Raw genomic sequence first — 18,522 nt, 5'->3', positions numbered from 1 at the left:
CTAAATTCGGTGGGCGTTGGCTTTGGTTCATGCCCACATTCCAAGCAGGAAAGCCACTCGCAATTAAAAGAAAATAAACCTGAAGAGGAAATTCTGGCTTCTTGTTGAGTCGCTACCCAGTCCAACCTCTCGTTCAAGCGGGACGCGCCAAAAATAATGCGCCCTACGAATCCGTATAACGCGGAATCACCATATAATGCATTATATGGTGATTTTTTATAATTCTATGTAACTAATTGTAACGCGGTTTCATCATGTTACAATTTTTAGCATTGACGGGATCAATTGATCTGCCTAATGTGCGATTACTGCATGATTAATAACCATTTATTAATTGGTTATATGATTCATTTCTGATCGATGAATTTTTAACTGTACGCAGGTGCTTCCCATTCTTGAGGAGATAAAATGAAAATCCGCAAAGCTGTCGTTTTATCCGCAATATGTATTTTAATATCCGGCACGGCCTGGGCGCAGACCGCTACGGTCCCGCTGGACCCGGTCAACAGCGCGTTAGATCCGCAGAGCCCCTTTGCTGTCCTGTACCTGCCGCAAAATGCCCCCGCACCCGTCGATCAGGTCGGTCCCACGGCGTGGACCCATGCCTATGGCAACCCGCAACATAATGCCGCCTTTCCGGTTGCCGCCAGCGCACCGGCCTGGATTCGTGAGGGTGTACGCTGGAATTTCCCGGAGGCCCGGGCCTGGCCGTTGGGCGACCCGCATCCTTATGGGGAAAAGGTCTATGGCATCAAAGAGGCCCTGCCGGTGCAGACCCAGTTTTACGGTAATGCGCTCGGGGTCTCTGTCGTCAAGGGCGTGGTGTACGCCGAGAGCGATGACATGTTCGCCTATGCCGTCAATGCGCGGACGGGCAAACTGATCTGGAGAACCAGCCCGGTCGCCAATACGCTGATGGGCAATCCGCTGGTGGTCGGCACGCATGTGTACCTGTCTGCCGGAAGCGTATCCTTTAACTTCGCCAACGTGATGGAATACGCCAAGCACCCGGCCAAAGCGGGGCGCGGCAAGGACATCAGCTACAACGGGATATTCTGTCTGGACCGGACCAACGGTAAACTGCTCTGGAGTTTCAAAACCGCTGGTGACGCCATGCCGACCCCAGCCTACGCCGATCATTCCCTCTTCATCAGCACCGGAGATGGCAACATTTATCGCATCCGTTCAGCGGATGGCCGGAAAATGTGGCGTACCCATGTCGGCGGTATCGCCAACATGTCCAGCCCCATCGTGTGGGATGGAAAAGTCTACGTCTCCATGTCCGTCATTCCTGGTCTGTATGCCCTGAATGTGCAGACGGGCAAGGTATTATGGAAAGGTGAAATTCCCGGTGCCGTGAATACGGGCATGGGGGATGTGCCGCCCGCTGTGGCGGATGGCATCGTGGTGATGGATTCGGTGGCAAATCCGCAGATGATCCAGGGTAAACCCACCATGACCACCCTGGTGCGAGCCTTCGATGCGCGTAATGGCAAGGTTCTGTGGACCGATGACATGGGACGCGGACCAAGAGTTCCGGCATTCAAGGGGGGCGTGCCTATGATTCATGATCATATGGTCTATGTGGGTTCACCGGTCACGTCCGCTTATGAAGCCATTGACTTGCATACCGGTAAAGTGGCGTGGACCTGGCATGTGCCCAACCCCGGCCCGGCGGGCGCCGGCCGCGGCGCGCCGACCTACTATGACCATACCCTGTATATTTCCACGGGACCGGATATTTATGCCATCGATCCGAAGAACGGGAAGATGATCCATCAATACAAGGTCGGTGGGCGTTTTGGCATCGTCAACCCGACCATAGTCGGTGGCACCATATATCTGGGCAACTCTTGGGACTGGATCAACGCCGTCCCCGTTCATGACGTGAATCCGCAATTCAACGCCCATCCGTCGTAGCTCGGGGAGTATTGCGCAGGAAAGCAGGAAATCACCCATACCCTGCTATACTTCTTCCTCTTTCGTGGTTGTGGACTGGCTCAGCCGGGCTGGCGAAGGTCGTGACGGAGCGATGAGGGACTGATATGCAGTCAGATACACAGGCTTGGGCCGCTGTGGGAGCGGCCCTTTATGCTGCTGATCCACAACAAAAAGTAGAGCAAGTGCGGGCTTTGCGCTGGCCGCTGGCGCCCATGCCGGAAGTCTCGGCCCCACCGCTTTCCGCCATACCGGGGCGACCAACCTATCCCCTGCTGGTGGGTCCCAAAGACTTGCCCAAACGCCGCGCCCTGCATACGCAGGCAGGCCGCTTCGCCTTGCTGCACGCCCTGGCGCACATCGAATTCAATGCCATCAACCTGGCTCTGGATGCCCTCTATCGCTTCCCCGGTCTTCCTGAGGATTTTTACCGCGACTGGTTGCGGGTGGCGCAGGAAGAGGCGGAGCATTTCGTCCTCCTGCGTCAACAGTTGCAGCGCCTCGGCGGTGACTATGGCGATCTGCCCGCCCACGATGGTCTCTGGGAAATGGCTCTAGACACGGCGGCGGACCCGCTGGAGCGCATGGCGCTGGTGCCACGGGTGCTGGAGGCGCGGGGACTGGATGTCACCCCGGCCATGCGCGAGCGGCTGCTGGCCGCAGGGGATGCGGAAGCGGCCGCCGTGCTGGCGCGTATTGAAAGCGATGAGTGCGGACATGTGGCGGTGGGCAGCCGCTGGTTTCGCTACCTCTGTGCACAACGCGGGCTGGAGCCGGACAGTACCTTCATGACACTCCTGCAGCAGCGTTACCGGGGACGGATTCAGGGGCCGCTGGCGTTGACGGCGCGGCGGACGGCGGGCTTTTCGGAGCCGGAGCTGGACTGGCTGCAGCGCCGCATCGGACAACCCGCCGCCACAAAGCCGGGGGGTGCGCCATGATTGAGCGGATACTGGGTATTGAAAGCTCCTGCGATGAAACGGGGCTCGCCCTCTATGACCGCCAGCGTGGCCTGCTCGGCGAAGTGCTGTTCAGCCAGATTGCCCTGCATGCGCCCTATGGCGGCGTCGTACCGGAACTGGCGTCACGCGATCATGTGCGCCGCCTGCCCCTGCTGCTCGACGAACTGCTGGCGCAGACCGGCGGGCAGCGTCCTGACGCCATCGCGGTCACCGCCGGACCGGGACTCATCGGCGCCCTGCTGGTGGGGGTGAGTTTTGCCCGGGGTCTCGCCATGGGCTGGGATATTCCGGTGATTCCCGTGCATCATCTGGAAGGCCATCTGCTGGCTCCGCTACTGAATGGTGTGGACCCCTTCCCGGCGGTGGCTCTGCTGGTTTCCGGTGGGCATACGATGCTGGTGGAAGTCCGGGGCATCGGCGACTATGTTTTGTTAGGGGAAACGCTGGACGATGCGGCCGGTGAAGCCTTCGACAAGACAGCCAAGATGTTGGGTCTCGGCTATCCCGGTGGGCCGGCGCTGGCGGCACTGGCGGAGGGCGGAGATGCCCAGGCCTTTCGCCTGCCCCGGCCACTGCTGGACCGGCCGGGACTGGATTTCAGCTTCAGCGGTCTGAAAACGGCCTTCCGCCTGGCCGCCATGCCCATCGCGCCCGACGATGAGCAAAAGCGGGCTGACCTGGCCGCCAGTTTTCAGTCGGCGGTGGTGGAAACGCTGTTCAGGAAATGCCAGCGCGCCCTGCAGCGGACCGGGTTGAGGCGTCTGATCGTGGCGGGGGGGGTCGGCGCCAACCGGGCGTTGCGGGCTGCGCTGAACGGGCTGGAGTCGGACGGGATCGAAGTCTTTATCGCCGACCTTGCTCATTGCACCGATAACGCGGCGATGATCGCCCTGACCGGCGCATTGCACACGGAGCGGGTCCAGCCGGCCACCGCGGATTTCCCGGTGCGGGCGCGCTGGTCCCTGGCGGAGGAGGCGGAGCAGCCTTGATGAACCAGTCATTAAGGACTGAAAGGCGTTAACGCTTTTTGAAGGGGCTTTCGCTGCCGTCCAGCAGACGACGGATATTGCTGCGGTGCCGCCAGAGGATCAGCGGTACCAGCACCATGATGAGCACCCGCATACTCGTCTCAGAAGATACCGCAAAGACGATGGGCACCGCGCCGATCGCCGCCAGCAGCGCCGCCATGGACGAAACGCGCGTCACCGCGAACACCAGTATCCACAGGCCCAATACCGACAAGCCCAGCACCGGTAGGAGCGCCAGCAGAATACCCAGCGCCGTGGCGACCCCTTTGCCGCCGCGAAAACCAAAAAACACCGGATAGAGATGGCCGAGAAAGGTGGCGAGGGCCACGGCGGCCAGCGCCCAGTCCTCCAGCCCGAGCAGGCGGGCGATGACGATGGGGACGACGCCCTTGATCAAGTCTCCGAGCAAAGTCAGCAAAGCGGCCTTTCTGCCACCGATGCGCAGGATGTTGGTGGCGCCCGGATTGCCCGATCCGGACAGGCGCGGGTCGCCGAGACCCAAGGCACGCGCCACCAGAATGGCGGTGGCGATGGAACCGACGAGATATCCGCCGCCGGTGAGGACAACATCCAGAAGAAGTGACATGCGGTGCTTTAGTCGGAAAATTGTTTATTATAAGCTGAGCCGCGGCGGATTGTCGCTTTTTTCGGGATAACCATGGATATTCTTTTTGTACGTGAACTGAAGGTAGATACCCGTATCGGCATCTACGACTGGGAACGCGAGGTCAACCAGACGGTACTCGTCGATCTGGACATTGCCGCCGATGTGCGGGCTGCGGCCCAGACGGACAAGGTGGAAAGCACCATCAACTACCAGACCATCTGCCAGCGTCTGGTCGCCCATATTTCAGCATCGGAAGTGGAACTGGTGGAAACCCTGGCCGAGCAGATCGCGGACATCATTCGCAGTGAATTCGGCGCGGCCTGGGTGCAGGTGACGGTGCACAAACCCGCCGCCGTGCGCGGCACACGGGATGTGGGGGTGCGGATCGAGCGGGGCGATCGTCTGCCCTGAGCGACCAAAGGCCCGATCAGGCCGACACCAACACCCCATACAGATCATGGGCATCCGCCCGGGTGATCTCCACCTCCACCCAGTCCCCGACCTGCAATCCCGCCGCTCTGCCCAGATGGACCACGCCGTCGATCTCCGGGGCATCGCTGGCGGAGCGGGCGATCACCTTGCCGCCCCGGCCCACTGCATCCACCAACACCCGCTGACGCCGACCCACCCGGCGTTGTAGCCGCCCACGGCTGATGGCTTCCTGCACGGCCATGAATTCGGCGCGGCGCTCTTCTTTGAGCGACTCCGGCACCGCTCCGGCGAGCGCGTTGGCGGGCGCACCTTCTACTGGCGAATAGGCGAAGCAGCCCACCCGGTCCAGTTCCGCCGCCCGCAGAAAATCCAGCAGCTCCGCAAAGTCCGCATCGGTTTCGCCTGGGAAGCCGACGATGAAGGTGCTGCGGATGGTCAGATCAGGCACGATCCGGCGCCAGCCGAGAATCCGGTCGATGGTTTTTTCGGCGGCGGCGGGACGGCGCATGGCCTTGAGGATGCGCGGACTACCGTGCTGCAGGGGCACATCCAGGTAGGGCAGAATTTTGCCCACCGCCATCAGAGGCAGGAGTTCGTCAATGTGCGGGTAGGGGTAGACGTAGTGCAGACGCACCCAGGCGCCGAGGTCGCCCAGGGCCGCGCAGAGATCGGTGATGCGGGTTTTGAGCGGGCGACCGTCGTGAAAAGCGGTGCGGTATTTGCGGTCCACCCCGTAAGCGCCGGTGTCCTGGGAAATCACCAGCAATTCTTTGACACCACCGGCCACCAGCGCCTCGGCCTCGCGCAGAATATCGTCCGGCTCGCGGCTGACCAGCTTGCCGCGCATGCTGGGAATGATGCAAAAGCTGCACGACTGATTGCAGCCCTCGGAGATTTTGAGGTAGGCGTAGTGGGGCGGCGTCAGGCGCAGGCCCTGGGGCGGGACCAGATCGGTGAAGGGATCGTGGGCCGGAGGGAGCGCCGCATGGATCGCGTCGAGCACCGCACTGGCCTGGTTGGGGCCGGTGACGGCAAGCACCTTGGGATGGGCGCCGCGCACAAAGTCGCCGCCCTCGCGGGCACCCAGGCAACCGGTGACCACTACTTTGCCGTTCTCCTCCAGCGCCTCGCCGATGGCCTCCAGCGATTCCGCCACCGCCGCGTCGATAAAGCCGCAGGTATTGACGACCACCACGTCGGCACTGGCGTAATCCCCCACCAGCAGGTAACCCTCGGCCCGCAACTGGGTGAGGATGCGCTCGCTGTCCACCGTGGCCTTGGGGCAACCGAGGCTGACGAAGCCGACTTTAGACGGCGTATTCGCGTCCGCCTTCAAAAGGTGTTGCTCACGCTGACCACTCCCGGCACCGCGCCGACGATACGCTCGACCACCTGTTTGAGATCGATGACGGCGTTGGGGCAGCCCGCGCAGGCGCCTTTCATGCGGACCCGCACATCGCGTTCGATGATTTCCACCAGTTCGATATCGCCGCCATCGCGGTTGAGAATGTGGCGCACGGCCTGCACCGCTTCCGCCACGGCCGCGGGTTCGGGCATGGGGTCGTCGGACCCGTAGCGCCGACGGCGATCAAGGCCGCGCTCGGCCATTGCCTGGGCGTGGGCGATTTTGGCCGCGGCGAGGGGGTCTTCCGCCTCCAGGGCGTCCAGTTCGTCTTCGCTGTAAAAGCGGATGGGGGATTTTGCGGTTGCGCTCATGGCCGTCAATATAACATGCGGCCGCCATCGACGACGAGATTGTGGCCGGTGACATAAGGAGCATCGAAGAGCAGATAACGGACAGCGCCGGCAATATCCTGGGGATTGCCGACACGCTTCAGGGCGTTGCGCTCGATGAGTCCCTGCTGGTCGCCATCGGGCGGGTCTTTATCCTCGGCCCAGAGCACCACGCCGGGCGAGACGCTGTTGACGCGGATCTCCGGCCCCAGTTCTTTGGCGAGGGCGCGGGTGAGGGCCAGCAGACCCGCCTTCGTGACACTGTAGGGCAGGTAGCCGCGCAGGGGAATTTCGGCGTGGATATCGCCGATGTTGACGACGGCACCGCCGCTTTTCCGCAAATGAGGCGCGGCCGCCTGCGTCAGGAAAAGGGGCGCGCGCAGATGCACGGCCTCCATCGCCGCCCAGTCGTCAGACGTGATTTCGCCAAAAAGGGCAGGGGAGTACAACGAAGCGTTGTTGACGAGGCCATCGAGATGGCCAAAATATTCAATAGTCGCATCTATCAAGCGAGCGGGGGTTTCCGTCTCGCTGAGATCGCCGGCGATCAGGAAGGCTTCGGTGCCATACTGCATGCGCAGATCCTGCACCAGAGCTTCGGCCTCTGCTGCGGATCGCTTATAATGCAGGGCGAGCTGGCAGCCCTCCGCCGCGAGCTGGCGGGCAATGGCGGCGCCCACCCTGCGGGCGGCGCCAGTGATGAGAACGACTTTTCCGGTAGCTTTCAAGAGGTGTCCATGCGCGTAGAGCGTCCCGATTTTTTAACCCATTCTCACGGGGGGCGCAAGACACGTCTGCCCGTCCCGGACGCCGATGCGCTGGTCCACTCGGCGGCCTTGCTGACCCATATCCGGCAGGAAATCGATGCCGCCGGTGGGATGATCTCCTTCCGTCGTTATATGGAGCTCGCTCTCTACACGCCGGGGCTGGGCTACTACATGGCGGGGCAGACCCGCTTCGGTGCGGCGGGCGACTTCGTCACGGCACCGGAAATGGGACGGGTGCTGGCCGCCGTGCTGGCCCGGACCCTGCAACCCGATCTGGGGCCGGACGGCATTCTGGAATTTGGCGGCGGGAGCGGCGCACTGGCTGGCCAGATCCGGGAAATTTTGCCGGACACACCCTATACCCTGCTCGAACCCAGCCCCGATTTGCAGGCGCGGCAACACGCGGCCGTGCCCGGCATTCAGCATCGGCAAACGCTGCCGGAACATTGGCGCGGCGTGCTGCTCGCCCACGAAGTGCTGGACGCCATGCCGGTGCAGGTGCTGGAGTTGGACGCCTTCGGACAGTTGCACGAATGCGGTGTGCGCTGGAATGGCGAGGCACTGGAGTGGGCGCTGTTGCCACCGCCAGTCCCTGCGCCGCTGGCGGCGCGCCTGGCGCCTTATGTAACGCATTGGCCCCGGCCCTATCGGACGGAGATCAATCTCACCGCCGAATCCTGGCTGCGCGAGGTCGCCGCCCGTCTGGACTCCGGTGCCATCCTTCTGATTGATTACGGGCACGAGGCCGCAGAGTTTTATCACCCGCAGCGGCAGATGGGCAGCCTGCGCGCCTACTATCGCCACCACTGGCTGGACGATCCCTTTTATCTGCCAGGCCTCTGCGACCTCACCGCCCACGTGGATTTTACCGCGCTGATGACCGCTGCGGTGGAGACAGGGCTGGAAGTGGCCTTTTACGGTAATCTCGCCCGCTTTCTGATAGAGCATGGTCTGACCGAGGTGTATGGCGCCCTTTGCGCGCAGGTGGGTGACGACGGCATATTCGCCCTGAATAATGAGATCAAACGGCTCACCCTGCCGCAGGAAATGGGCGAGAGCTTCAAGGTGTTGATTCTGAAAAAGCGGGAGAACGTATGACCATTCAGATTTACGGCATTCGCCACTGCGATACCATGAAAAAAGCCTTCGCCTGGCTGGACAGCCATGGGCTGGAGTACAGCTTTCACGATTACAAAAAGGCCGGGGTGCCAATGGCGGAACTCCGCCATTGGCTGGAGCACTGGGACTGGGAAGTCCTCATCAATCGCAAGGGGACTACCTGGCGACGCTTACCAGAGCATGAACGGGAGATCGTCGTGGATGCCGAATCCGCACTTAAACTGATGGAAACACACCCCAGCCTGATCCGTCGACCCATATTGACCAACGGTGATCAGGGCCTGCTGGGTTTTGATGTGGAGGCGTGGGCGCAGGCATTAGGCGATGCATATCGAAGCCGTCATCATCAAAGAAACCAAGAAGCGGCCGGCGATGTCGCCCAAAGAGAAGAAACAGGCCAATGAAGAATTCCAGCGGTAGGGGAATACGAGCTCTGATGTGTCGTCAAGTTATTCCGAGGAGGGCGTCATAGCCGCGATTATGCGCGCATACACCAATCCGGATACGTCCATGCCAGAAGTCCACCTTCTGTCTAATGGCCGCTACCACGTCATGATCAACCACGCCGGCAGCGGCTACAGCCATCGTGGCGGTCTCGCCGTGAATCGCTGGCGCGAGGATACCGCCGTAGATAACTGGGGAACCTTCATTTATCTGCGTGATCATCATTCCGGACACTTCTGGTCGACAAGCTATCAACCCACCCGAAGCAAAGCCGATCACTATGAGGCGATTTTCGTCCAGGCGCGAGCGGAATACCGTCGCCGCGATCAGATGATAGAGAGCTATATGGAAGTCGCCGTTGCGCCAGAAGACGATGTGGAGATCCGCCGCGTGACGCTTACCAATATCTCCCCGCGCATTCGTCAGATAGAGTTAACGAGTTATACCGAGCTTGTCCTCGCGCCGCCGAATGCCGACCTTGCTCACCGCGCATTTAGCAACCTGTTCGTTCAGACCGAAATTCTGGCAGAGCACAATGCGATTCTCTGTACCCGACGTCGCCGCTCACCGGACGAACAAACACCTTGGATGTTCCATCTGTTTGCGGCTCCCGGGGTTGCCGCCGGTGCAGCATCTTATGAAACCGATCGCGCACAGTTCATCGGCCGTGGTCGTACCGTCGAGCATCCGCGCGTCTTCGATAGACTACAACAGACTACCTTATCGAATAGCGAGGGTTCCGTATTAGACCCCATTGTGGCCATCCGGCGTATGCTAACGCTTGGCGTAGACGAGTCCGCGACGGTGCAGATCATTTCCGGACTTGCCGATACCCGGGCGGCGGCCATCGCCCTGCTGGAGAAGTATAGCGATCGTCATCCGGTGGAACGCGCTTTTGAAATGGCCTGGTTCCAGAGCCAGGAAGTGCTCCGTCATCTGCGCGCCAGTGAAGCCGATGCCCAGGTGTACGGCCGCCTCGCCAATTCCGTGGTCTACGCCAGCGCCCTGCGCCGGGCCACGCCCAGCGTGATTGCCCGTAATCAGTTAGGGCAGTCCGGCCTGTGGCGCTTCGGGATATCGGGTGATTTGCCGATTGTGCTGCTGCGCGTCAGTCAATTAAATCGCCTTAATCTGGTAAAGCAAATACTGCAGGCCCATGCCTATTGGCGACTGCAAGGACTGGCGGCCGATCTGGTGATCGTCAACGAAGATTTCACCAGTTACCGGGCCACGCTACAAGACCAGATTATGGGCTTGATTCACACAGGTCCGGAAGGGCAAGTCATCGACAAACCCGGTGGCGTCTTTGTACGCCGCGCCGAAGAACTTTCCGAAGAGGATCGCGTGCTGTTCCAGACCGTCGCGCGCATTATCCTCACCGACAGCACCGACTCCCTGTTGGAGCAGGTGGAACGGCGGGTATCCGGGGATCGCTTCCCTGCCCCGCTGAACCCGCGGCCACCCCCCGCCACCGAGATCATACAGCCGCTGCTTCCGCGTGAACGTATTTTTTTCAACGGATTGGGTGGATTCACGACCGATGGACGTGAATACGTCATCAGTCTGGAGCCGGGCCAAAGTACGCCCGCCCCTTGGGTCAATGTGATTGCCAGTCCGCATATCGGCACCGTCATCAGCGAGAGCGGCGGCGCCTATACCTGGGTCGAAAACGCCCATGAATTCCGTCTGACCACATGGCACAACGATCCCCTGAGTGATAGTAGCGGCGAGGCCCTGTATATCCGCGACGAAGACACGGGGGCGTTTTGGTCCCCCTCTCCACTACCCGCCTGCGGTCAGTCCGGATATGTATGCCGCCACGGATTTGGATACACCGTTTTTGAACATTACGAGTCGGGGATTTCTTCAGAAATGACCACCTACGTCGCGATGGACGCGCCGGTGAAATTCGTGGTGGTCAAACTGCGCAACCATTCCAAGCGCCCGCGGCGGCTTTCGCTGACGGCATACTGGGAACTGGTGCTCGGCGAGTGGCGCCATGCCAATATGATGCATATCGTCACCGAAAGCGATCTGCGCAACGGTGCGCTGTATGCCCACAATGACTATGGCCGCGAATGCGGGCATCGGGTCGTTTTCGTTCAGACCAGTGAACAGGAGCGTACAATCACCGGCAACCGCAGCGAGTTTATCGGCCGTAATGGTACGCTTGCCAAGCCTGCGGCACTGTATCGCAACCGATTATCAGGTAAAACAGGGGCGGGCCTTGATCCCTGCGCCGCCATACAAACGCCGACTCATCTGGCTGAAGGCACGGAGTGCGAGATCGTGTTTGTTTTTGGTACGGCAGCCAGTACCGACGAAGCGCGGCAATATACAGACCGCTTCGCCGGTAGGGAGCGTGCGCGGCAAGCTTTGGCAGGGGTACGGGAATACTGGAACCGGACCTTAGGTACGATATATGTGGAAACTCCGGATCCCGCACTGAACGTATTAGCGAACGGCTGGCTGATCTACCAGACCATCTCCAGCAGACTCTGGGGCCGCAGCGGCTATTACCAGTCGGGCGGGGCTTATGGTTTCCGCGATCAATTACAAGACAGCATGGCGCTGATTCACACCACACCATGGCTGGCCCGGGAGCAACTAATTCGTTGTGCAGAGCGCCAATTCCATCAGGGGGATGTCCAGCACTGGTGGCATCCGCCCCACGGCCAAGGGGTGCGCACCCATATTTCGGATGGCTATCTCTGGTTACCCTATGCCACCTGTCGTTTTGTGACGGCCACCGGCGATAGTGGCGTGCTCGACGAAACCATTCATTTTCTCGAAGGCCGCGAGCTGAATCCCGAGGAAGAGTCTTACTACGATCAGCCCCAGCAATCTGCCGAATCCGCCAGCCTCTATGATCATTGCGTGCGGGCGCTCAAAAACGGCTTGCGATTTGGTGCCCATGGCTTACCGCTGATGGGCTGTGGCGACTGGAATGACGGGATGAATCTGGTCGGTCACGAGGGTCGGGGTGAGAGTGTCTGGCTGGCCTGGTTCCTGATTCAGAATCTGCGGCAGTTTGCCGGGCTCGCGCGCAGCCGGGGGGACAGCGCTATCGTTGATCTTTGTCTGCAACAGGCCGCCGTATTACAGGAGAACGTAGAAAAAAATGCCTGGGACGGTGCCTGGTATCGGCGGGCTTATTTTGATGACGGTACGCCCCTTGGTTCTGCTGCGAATGACGAATGCCAAATAGATTCCATCAGCCAGAGTTGGGCCGTCCTTTCCGGTGCGGGTGATCCCTTGCGGGCCCAACAGGCCATGGCGGCGGTGGACAAACATCTGGTGAGTCGCGATGCACAGCTTATCCGGCTGCTTAACCCACCCTTCGACCGGTCAGCACTCGAACCCGGCTATATCAAAGGCTATGTGCCCGGTGTGCGCGAAAACGGCGGACAATATACCCATGCCGCGGTCTGGACCACCATAGCTTTTGCCCAGATGGGTGACAAAGTGCGGGCCTGGGAATTATTCAACATGCTCATCCCGGTCCATCACGGAAGTAGCGCAGAGTCTATCGCCCGCTATAAGGTAGAACCCTACGTTATCTGCGCCGATATTTATGGCGCCGCACCACACGTCGGGCGTGGTGGCTGGACCTGGTACACCGGCGCAGCGGGCTGGATGTATCGATTAACGATCGAAACCTTGCTGGGCCTGTCGCTTGAAGTTGATCACCTGCGCATCACGCCCTGCGTCCCGGCGGACTGGAAATTCTACAAGGTCCACTACCGCTACCGCGACACGCTGTATCATATCACCGTCCATGCTGATAGCACCGCATCAGCGCGGGTAGTGCGTATTACCCTGGATGACACTGAATTGCCGCAAGACAGGATTCCGCTCATGGATGACCGCCGCGAGCACAATGTCAACGTCTACCTCGACTAAATAAATGTTTGGGAAACTTATCGTCATCAGCTTTAGGAGGAACGGTGTACCATGATTGCATTTCTCTGGACTTGCTGTTCGTAATCTAATAAGTTGGATGATACTATCCAATTCGCGTATTGCCGATCCGCGTTCAGTGTTTCAATCCACGCCCGGTTTATAAGCCGGGCGATACCCGACCCATATTGGTTCATGCTCCACTTTGGATAATAGAAAACAGCGTTAGTGACTTTTGTTCTCGCGGGGTCGCAAGCCTGCATAGAAATGGTCTTCATCACCACTTTCCGCAGACCAGACTTCGCCCGACGGGGCTACGATATCTCCGTGAATGGTGACGGTACCTTTCATATATCCAAACATACTATTCAGCGCTTCATCGGTGATAGGCACCATTTTGACAGGCGGTTTACCGCGCTTACTGATCACCCCTCCCCCTCATCCCCATCCTCGCCCGCATGCCGTTCGCCCTTCAGGGCAATACTCAGATTCTTCAGCTTGCGATACAGGTGCGTGCGCTCCAGCCCCACCACTTCTGCCGTCCGCGCGATATTCCAGTCATTACGGGCCAAATGATATTCGAGGAAGGCACGCTCAAAACGTTCCCGAGCGCGCTTCAGGGTACCGCCAAAATCTTCCCCGTCGAAATTACTGTTGACGAGGACGAGGCGATTATCCAGTCCCAACGCGCCCTCCACCTCTTCCGCACTGACCTCCGGCCCTTCCGCCAGAATCAGTAAGCGCTCCACCAGATTCTGCAATTCGCGGACGTTGCCCGGCCAGGGATAATGGTGCAGCACATCCAGGGTTTCCGGAGCAAAGTGGCGCGCCGCCAAGCCATCGCGGGCGCCATAAAAGCGTACAAACTCTTCTATCAGCGCCGGGATATCCGCACTCCGCGCGGACAGCGGCGGCACCTTCAGGGGCAGGGCACTGAGCCGGTAGTAGAGATCGCTGCGAAACTGCCCGCTCTGCACTGCCAGTGCCAAATCCTGTGCGCTTCCGGCGATCACCCGTACATCCACGGGCACGGGCGTCGTCCCACCCACCCGGATGATGCGCCGCTCCTGCAAGGCCGAGAACAACCGCGCCTGGGTTTCCAGGTCCATATCGGCAATTTCGTCGATGAAGAGCGTACCGCCATGGGCCACTTCCAGACGCCCGCGGGTCAGTTTGCCATGATCTTCATTGCCGAAGAGCTCAATGGCGACATTGGGGCGAGCGATGGCGGCGGCCCGCAGATCCACGAAAGGCCCCTGTGCCCGTCGGCTTTGCCGGTGCAGATAACGCGCGGCCACTTCCTTACCGCTACCCGGCTCGCCCAGCAGCAGCGCCCAGGAATCCACCGCTGCCACCCGCTGCAACTGCTCGCGAAACTGGCGGATCGCCGGACTCTCGCCGCTCGGCCGCTCTACCCAGCCGGCCTGCGCGCGCAAGTCGCGGTTCTCGCGCTGCAAGCGACTGGATTCCAGGGCATGGGTGACGGTAAGCAGGGTCTTGTCCAGGGACAGTGGCTTTTCGATGAAATCATAGGCGCCCAGCTTGGTCGCCTGCACCGCCGTTTCGATGGTGGCGTGCCCGGACATCATCACCACCGGCTGCTCCAGACCCGCTTCGGCCCAGCGCCGCAAGAGGCTGACGCCGTCCTCACCCGGCATCCAGATATCGAGAAGGACGAGGTCCACCATCTGATCGCGCAGCAGCACTTCGGCGGCTTCCGCACTCCCCGCGGTTTGCACGTTGTAGCCTTCATCCTCCAGAATTTCTGCCAGTGTCGCGCAGATATCGGGTTCGTCATCCACCACCAGAATATTCAATCGTGCCTCTTCCATGTCACCTCCTGAATACTTGTTTCAACCCAACGGAAAATCGATAACGATACGTGCCCCGCCCTGCAACCCCTGATTATCCGCGATGATCTGTCCGCCATGCTCCTCAACGATACGCCGGACGATGGCGAGACCCAGCCCCGAACCCTTCACCTTGCTGGTGACATAGGGCTCAAAAACCCGCGCCAGCAACTGGGCCGGGAAACCTGGTCCGTCGTCCAATACACTCAACTCTAGCATCTTTGCCGGGTCGGAGTCGGTCAGGCGGGTGCGAATCAGGATATGTTTACCTTCCGGAGTTTCTGAGTCCCCCTGCAGGGCATCCATGGCGTTGCGCAGGAGATTATTGAGAATCTGGCGCAGCCGATGCACATCCGCCCGCAGGAGGGGCAGGCCCGCACCCAACTCGGCCCGAATCTCCACGCCATTTTCTTGCCCGCGATACAGATCGAGCACATCCAGAATCAGCGTGTTCAGGTCGAGAAGGCGCAACTCCAGTTGCGGCTGCCGGGCGTACTCCGAGAAGGCGTCCACCATCACCTTGAGGGCATCCACCTGATGGATAATAGTGCGGGTGGCACGATCCAGGGTCTCGCCTTCATCGCCAAGACGTTCCAGATATTTGCGCCGCAACCGCTCGGCGGAGAGTTGAATGGGGGTGAGCGGGTTTTTGATCTCGTGGGCCAGGCGCCGCGCCACCTCGCTCCAGGCGGCGCTACGCTGGGCGGCGACCAGCGTACTGATATCATCAAAAACCAGTACGAAACCCCGACTACCGGCATCATCCGCAAAGTGTGCGCCATGCACGATAATGGTCTGTGGCCCGTCGGAGCGCTCAATCTGCAACTCTTTTTGCATCCCGTTACGAGGGTGTTCCACCCAGTCCGCCACCAGCGTCCACAGGGGCTCCAGCGCGGTGCCATCATGCAATATATCCAGGGCGCTGCCCCTGGGCAAATCTTCCTGGAGAATATGGGTCGCCGCGGCGTTGACCTCAGCCAAATGGTTTTCGCCATCAAAGGTCAGGATGCCGCTGGAAATCTGTCCGAGCACGGTCTCCAGATACAGCCGCCGCTGCTCCGCCTGCTCCTGCGCCGCCGCCGCCTGCTGCTTGGCCCGCGCCAGTTGTCGGGTCATATTGTTGAACGAATGTATCAGAACACCCAACTCGTCGTGACTCGCCACCGTCTGCAAGGGAATAAACTCACCGCGCGCCACCGCCTGGGTACCCGCCGCCAGTCGTGCGATAGGTGCCGTCAGTCGACGCGCCAGGTGCAAGCCTATCCATACCGCCGACAACACGGCCAGCAGCAAGGCCACCGCCAGGCTGAGCTGAAAGGCCGTCTTCATCGGTTCGCGCATCAGCATCAACTGGTGGTAGCGGGTATAAGCCACCTGCACCGCACCTGCCGCCTGCGTCAACTGCTCGGGGATAGGCTGCTCCACATAAAGGATATGACTGCCCTGTCCCAGATGCGGACTCAGTACCGGGATCAGCACCTTCACCAGCAAAGCGCCGTTGGGCTCCGTTTCAATAGAGGCGGTCGGGTGGTTCTCTTCCATAGCGAGGATTTCCCGACGCGGCAGGCGCGGTGCCAGACTCAGGTTATCGCTGCTGGTGGCGATAATCCGGTTATCGCCGGAAAAAAGCGTGACACTGCCCAGATGATACTGATCGCGTAAGGCGATCACGGTGATTACGGCGTTGCTGTCAGACTCCCCCACCAGGGCCTGAGCGATGCTCTCCGCCGCCAGCAGGGTGGAATTGCGGTAACGGTCCACACCTGCCTTCGCCACGTTCAGGGCCTGATCCAAGGCATTCTGCACCGCGCTGCTGAACCACGAGTCCACGCCCCGATTCAGATATTGCCAGGAAAAACCGAAGACGATGGCCGCCGGCAGAAAACTGAGCAGGGTAATAATCACCACCAGGCGGGTGGCCAACTGACTGCCCACTTCGCCGCGCCGTAGACGCAAAAGCAGCGCCACCACCGAAACCAGCACCAGAATGACCAGAAAGAGGACGATTCCTGCGGAAATCACCAGCATCGGCACAAAATAGTGGCTCAGCGGCCCTCCGGCACTGGTGAAAAAGTTGACTCCCAGAAAGGCGACGATGGCCAGCAGGAGCAGGGCAGCGCCCCAGCGCGGTCCCACCCGCTGCCGCTCCGGGGTGGCGCCGGCGCTCAAGGCGCGCAGCCAGCTTCTTAGTGCGAAAGGGGCGCGCTGACGATCCATGGGGACTCCAGTTTCCAGTGACCCGGCAGAGCACGCAAACGCAACGGCAGGGGTAAGGCCCGAACGTCAATATATACCCGCACCACCACCTGGGCTAGTGCCGCGGCGACCTCACCCCACTGCGCGCATAAAGCGGGCATCCCGTGCTGTTTTTCGACATCGCCCTGCGGGGTCACCTGAAAATGTTCCACGTGAAACGTCGAACCCGTCATCGCTTTTCCATGCATGCCTCTGCGGGCGAGCACCGGCAACGCGTCGTCCTGGCTCATGCGGCCTTCTCCAGCAAGGCATAGTAAAAACCATCCATTGCGTCCTGACCGGGCAGACGTTGCCCAGTCAGCGGGTGCGCGGAACGGTGCGCATCAGAATGACGCTGGAGAAAGGCGATGATCTGTTCCTCGTTCTCCTCAGGCAGCACCGAGCAGGTGGCATAGAGCAGCCGACCGCCGGGGCGCAGACAAGGCCACAGACCTTCCAGCAAGCGCGTCTGCTGTGCTACAGCCGCAGTCACATCATCCATTTGGCGGCGCAGACGGATATCAGGGTGGCGACGGATTACCCCGGTGCCGGTACAGGGCGCATCCAGGAGGATGGCGTCATAGAACTCGCCATTCCACCATGTGGCGCTTTCTGCGGCATCGGCCGCCTGCAAATGCACTGTACCGCCTTGTCTTTCCAGTGCCTCGCGCACCCGTTTCAGGCGTTCTGCGGAGCGGTCCAGGGCATCCAGACGCGTCGCCCCCAGTGCCCACAGGTGGGCCGTTTTGCCGCCAGGGGCCGCACAGGCGTCGAGAATGCGTTCCCCCTCCCGGGGCGCGAGAATGTGGGCGGCCAATTGTGCCGCTCCGTCCTGCACCGCCACCCAGCCAGCATCCCAGCCCGGCAGGATCGTTACCGGCACGCTGGCGGGCAAACACAATGCCGCCTCACTCCACGCCACGCCTTTCGCTTCAAGACCTTGTTCTGCCAGCAATTGCCGATACTCGCCGGGATCCACCCGTTGCGTATTCACGCGCAGCCAGAGGGGCGGCGCAGCGTTATTGGCCGCGGCAATGGCGGGCCAGTCTTGGGGATAGGCAGCGCGTAAACGCGCCGCCAGCCAAGCCGGATGCCCGAGATCGCGATCAACCAGCGCCATATCCAAAACCCCCCGCTCACGCAGATAACGACGCAGAACGGCGTTTATCAGGCCGCGCGCCCAAGGCTTTTTCAGTGCCTCCGTCATCGCAACCCAATCATTGACTACGGCGAAGGCGGGCCGTTGCCCATGGCGCAACTCAAACAGAGCCAAACTGAGCAGGAAGCGTAAGTCGCTATCTTCCTCGCGCCAGTCTTTGCGCAACAGTTTTGCGGCCAGAGCCTGCACGGGCAGGTACTCGCGCAGCGTGCCCAGAACCAGCCATTGCACGGTCGCGCGATCGGCGCCTGTCAACGGTACCGGCAGCAGGGCGGCATCCACCGTCTGCCCACTATCCACGCCCTGCAACACGCCGATGGCCGCCTTGCGCACCGCCACACCCGATG

The 18,522-nt window shown here is 60.6% G+C and carries 16 protein-coding genes; 7 read left to right on the top strand and 9 right to left on the bottom strand.

Annotated features, from left to right (window positions below):
* Positions 1–408: 408 nt before the first annotated feature.
* From PJU76_RS00230 to tsaD, 3 genes are all read left to right on the top strand, one after another.
* Positions 409–1,920, top strand: coding sequence for an outer membrane protein assembly factor BamB family protein (locus PJU76_RS00230; protein ID WP_271779976.1), 1,512 nt, complete (start codon positions 409–411; stop codon positions 1,918–1,920).
* Positions 1,921–2,045: 125 nt separating this feature from the next.
* Positions 2,046–2,879 carry a ferritin-like domain-containing protein gene (locus tag PJU76_RS00225; protein ID WP_271779975.1) on the top strand — a complete coding sequence of 278 codons (834 nt, stop codon included), beginning with the start codon at positions 2,046–2,048 and terminating at the stop codon, positions 2,877–2,879.
* Positions 2,876–3,889, top strand: a complete 1,014-nt coding sequence (gene tsaD, locus PJU76_RS00220; RefSeq protein ID WP_271779974.1) for a tRNA (adenosine(37)-N6)-threonylcarbamoyltransferase complex transferase subunit TsaD — start codon at positions 2,876–2,878, stop codon at positions 3,887–3,889. The genes PJU76_RS00225 and tsaD overlap by 4 nt, the downstream gene beginning before the upstream one ends.
* A 28-nt stretch (positions 3,890–3,917) precedes the next feature.
* Here the strand turns inward: tsaD and plsY are convergent, their stop codons facing one another.
* Positions 3,918–4,514 (bottom strand): glycerol-3-phosphate 1-O-acyltransferase PlsY, encoded by a 597-nt coding sequence (gene plsY / locus PJU76_RS00215; RefSeq protein ID WP_215860337.1) that lies wholly within the window; start codon positions 4,512–4,514, stop codon positions 3,918–3,920.
* 72 nt (positions 4,515–4,586) lie between these two features.
* Between plsY and folB the strand changes: the two genes are divergently transcribed.
* Positions 4,587–4,946, top strand: a complete 360-nt coding sequence (folB, locus tag PJU76_RS00210) for a dihydroneopterin aldolase (protein ID WP_215849498.1) — start codon at positions 4,587–4,589, stop codon at positions 4,944–4,946.
* Positions 4,947–4,962: 16 nt separating this feature from the next.
* Here folB and rimO read toward each other — a convergent pair whose 3' ends face one another.
* Genes rimO through PJU76_RS00195 form a run of 3 tightly spaced genes read right to left on the bottom strand, consistent with a single transcriptional unit; the run spans position 4,963 to position 7,429 of the window.
* Positions 4,963–6,303: a 30S ribosomal protein S12 methylthiotransferase RimO gene (rimO, locus tag PJU76_RS00205; protein ID WP_271779973.1), complete on the bottom strand. Its 1,341-nt coding sequence runs from the start codon at positions 6,301–6,303 to the stop codon at positions 4,963–4,965.
* Complete coding sequence (locus PJU76_RS00200) at positions 6,300–6,683, bottom strand: NifU family protein (RefSeq protein ID WP_271779972.1); 384 nt, start codon at positions 6,681–6,683, stop codon at positions 6,300–6,302. Before PJU76_RS00200 ends, rimO begins: the two co-directional genes overlap by 4 nt.
* Positions 6,684–6,688: 5 nt before the next feature.
* Complete coding sequence (locus tag PJU76_RS00195) at positions 6,689–7,429, bottom strand: pteridine reductase (RefSeq protein WP_271779971.1); 741 nt, start codon at positions 7,427–7,429, stop codon at positions 6,689–6,691.
* Positions 7,430–7,438: 9 nt separating this feature from the next.
* On the opposite strand from PJU76_RS00195, the gene PJU76_RS00190 reads away from it, so the two are divergent.
* The 3 genes from PJU76_RS00190 (at position 7,439) to PJU76_RS00180 (ending at position 12,934) form a co-directional block, all read left to right on the top strand.
* A complete protein-coding gene (locus tag PJU76_RS00190; protein ID WP_271779970.1) occupies positions 7,439–8,566 on the top strand; it encodes a class I SAM-dependent methyltransferase in 1,128 nt (375 codons plus the stop codon).
* Positions 8,563–8,991, top strand: coding sequence for a Spx/MgsR family RNA polymerase-binding regulatory protein (locus PJU76_RS00185; RefSeq protein ID WP_271779969.1), 429 nt, complete (start codon positions 8,563–8,565; stop codon positions 8,989–8,991). Before PJU76_RS00190 ends, PJU76_RS00185 begins: the two co-directional genes overlap by 4 nt.
* A 106-nt stretch (positions 8,992–9,097) precedes the next feature.
* The gene (locus PJU76_RS00180) at positions 9,098–12,934 is read left to right on the top strand and encodes a GH36-type glycosyl hydrolase domain-containing protein (RefSeq protein WP_271779968.1); all 3,837 of its coding nucleotides are present in this window, start codon (positions 9,098–9,100) and stop codon (positions 12,932–12,934) included.
* Positions 12,935–13,156: 222 nt separating this feature from the next.
* Here PJU76_RS00180 and PJU76_RS00175 read toward each other — a convergent pair whose 3' ends face one another.
* Genes PJU76_RS00175 through rsmB form a run of 5 tightly spaced genes read right to left on the bottom strand, consistent with a single transcriptional unit; the run spans position 13,157 to position 18,514 of the window.
* Entirely contained in the window at positions 13,157–13,360 is a 204-nt protein-coding gene (locus tag PJU76_RS00175; RefSeq protein WP_271779967.1) for a hypothetical protein, read from the bottom strand.
* Positions 13,357–14,763: a sigma-54-dependent transcriptional regulator gene (locus PJU76_RS00170; RefSeq protein ID WP_215850621.1), complete on the bottom strand. Its 1,407-nt coding sequence runs from the start codon at positions 14,761–14,763 to the stop codon at positions 13,357–13,359. The genes PJU76_RS00175 and PJU76_RS00170 overlap by 4 nt, the downstream gene beginning before the upstream one ends.
* 21 nt (positions 14,764–14,784) lie before the next feature.
* The gene (locus tag PJU76_RS00165; RefSeq protein ID WP_271779966.1) at positions 14,785–16,998 is read right to left on the bottom strand and encodes a sensor histidine kinase; all 2,214 of its coding nucleotides are present in this window, start codon (positions 16,996–16,998) and stop codon (positions 14,785–14,787) included.
* Positions 16,968–17,267, bottom strand: coding sequence for a hypothetical protein (locus PJU76_RS00160; RefSeq protein ID WP_271779965.1), 300 nt, complete (start codon positions 17,265–17,267; stop codon positions 16,968–16,970). Before PJU76_RS00160 ends, PJU76_RS00165 begins: the two co-directional genes overlap by 31 nt.
* Complete coding sequence (rsmB, locus tag PJU76_RS00155; protein ID WP_271779964.1) at positions 17,264–18,514, bottom strand: 16S rRNA (cytosine(967)-C(5))-methyltransferase RsmB; 1,251 nt, start codon at positions 18,512–18,514, stop codon at positions 17,264–17,266. The genes PJU76_RS00160 and rsmB overlap by 4 nt, the downstream gene beginning before the upstream one ends.
* Between the last annotated feature and the right edge of the window lie 8 nt (positions 18,515–18,522).

Origin of the sequence: Acidithiobacillus ferriphilus, from assembly GCF_028215975.1 — a bacterium.
Lineage (GTDB): Bacteria > Pseudomonadota > Gammaproteobacteria > Acidithiobacillales > Acidithiobacillaceae > Acidithiobacillus > Acidithiobacillus ferriphilus.
Note: the sequence above shows the minus strand (reverse complement) of the source record. Positions and strands in the feature narration are given on the sequence as shown.

Excerpts from the sequence above, each read along its gene's own strand:
- PJU76_RS00230 (WP_271779976.1), top strand. The coding sequence starts at position 409 with ATGAAAATCCGCAAAGCTGTCGTTTTATCCGCAATATGTATTTTAATA.
- PJU76_RS00225 (WP_271779975.1), top strand. The coding sequence starts at position 2,046 with ATGCAGTCAGATACACAGGCTTGGGCCGCTGTGGGAGCGGCCCTTTAT.
- tsaD (WP_271779974.1), top strand. The coding sequence starts at position 2,876 with ATGATTGAGCGGATACTGGGTATTGAAAGCTCCTGCGATGAAACGGGG.
- plsY (WP_215860337.1), bottom strand. The coding sequence starts at position 4,514 with ATGTCACTTCTTCTGGATGTTGTCCTCACCGGCGGCGGATATCTCGTC.
- folB (WP_215849498.1), top strand. The coding sequence starts at position 4,587 with ATGGATATTCTTTTTGTACGTGAACTGAAGGTAGATACCCGTATCGGC.
- PJU76_RS00200 (WP_271779972.1), bottom strand. The coding sequence starts at position 6,683 with ATGAGCGCAACCGCAAAATCCCCCATCCGCTTTTACAGCGAAGACGAA.
- PJU76_RS00190 (WP_271779970.1), top strand. The coding sequence starts at position 7,439 with ATGCGCGTAGAGCGTCCCGATTTTTTAACCCATTCTCACGGGGGGCGC.
- PJU76_RS00185 (WP_271779969.1), top strand. The coding sequence starts at position 8,563 with ATGACCATTCAGATTTACGGCATTCGCCACTGCGATACCATGAAAAAA.
- PJU76_RS00180 (WP_271779968.1), top strand. The coding sequence starts at position 9,098 with ATGCCAGAAGTCCACCTTCTGTCTAATGGCCGCTACCACGTCATGATC.
- PJU76_RS00170 (WP_215850621.1), bottom strand. The coding sequence starts at position 14,763 with ATGGAAGAGGCACGATTGAATATTCTGGTGGTGGATGACGAACCCGAT.
- PJU76_RS00165 (WP_271779966.1), bottom strand. The coding sequence starts at position 16,998 with ATGGATCGTCAGCGCGCCCCTTTCGCACTAAGAAGCTGGCTGCGCGCC.
- PJU76_RS00160 (WP_271779965.1), bottom strand. The coding sequence starts at position 17,267 with ATGAGCCAGGACGACGCGTTGCCGGTGCTCGCCCGCAGAGGCATGCAT.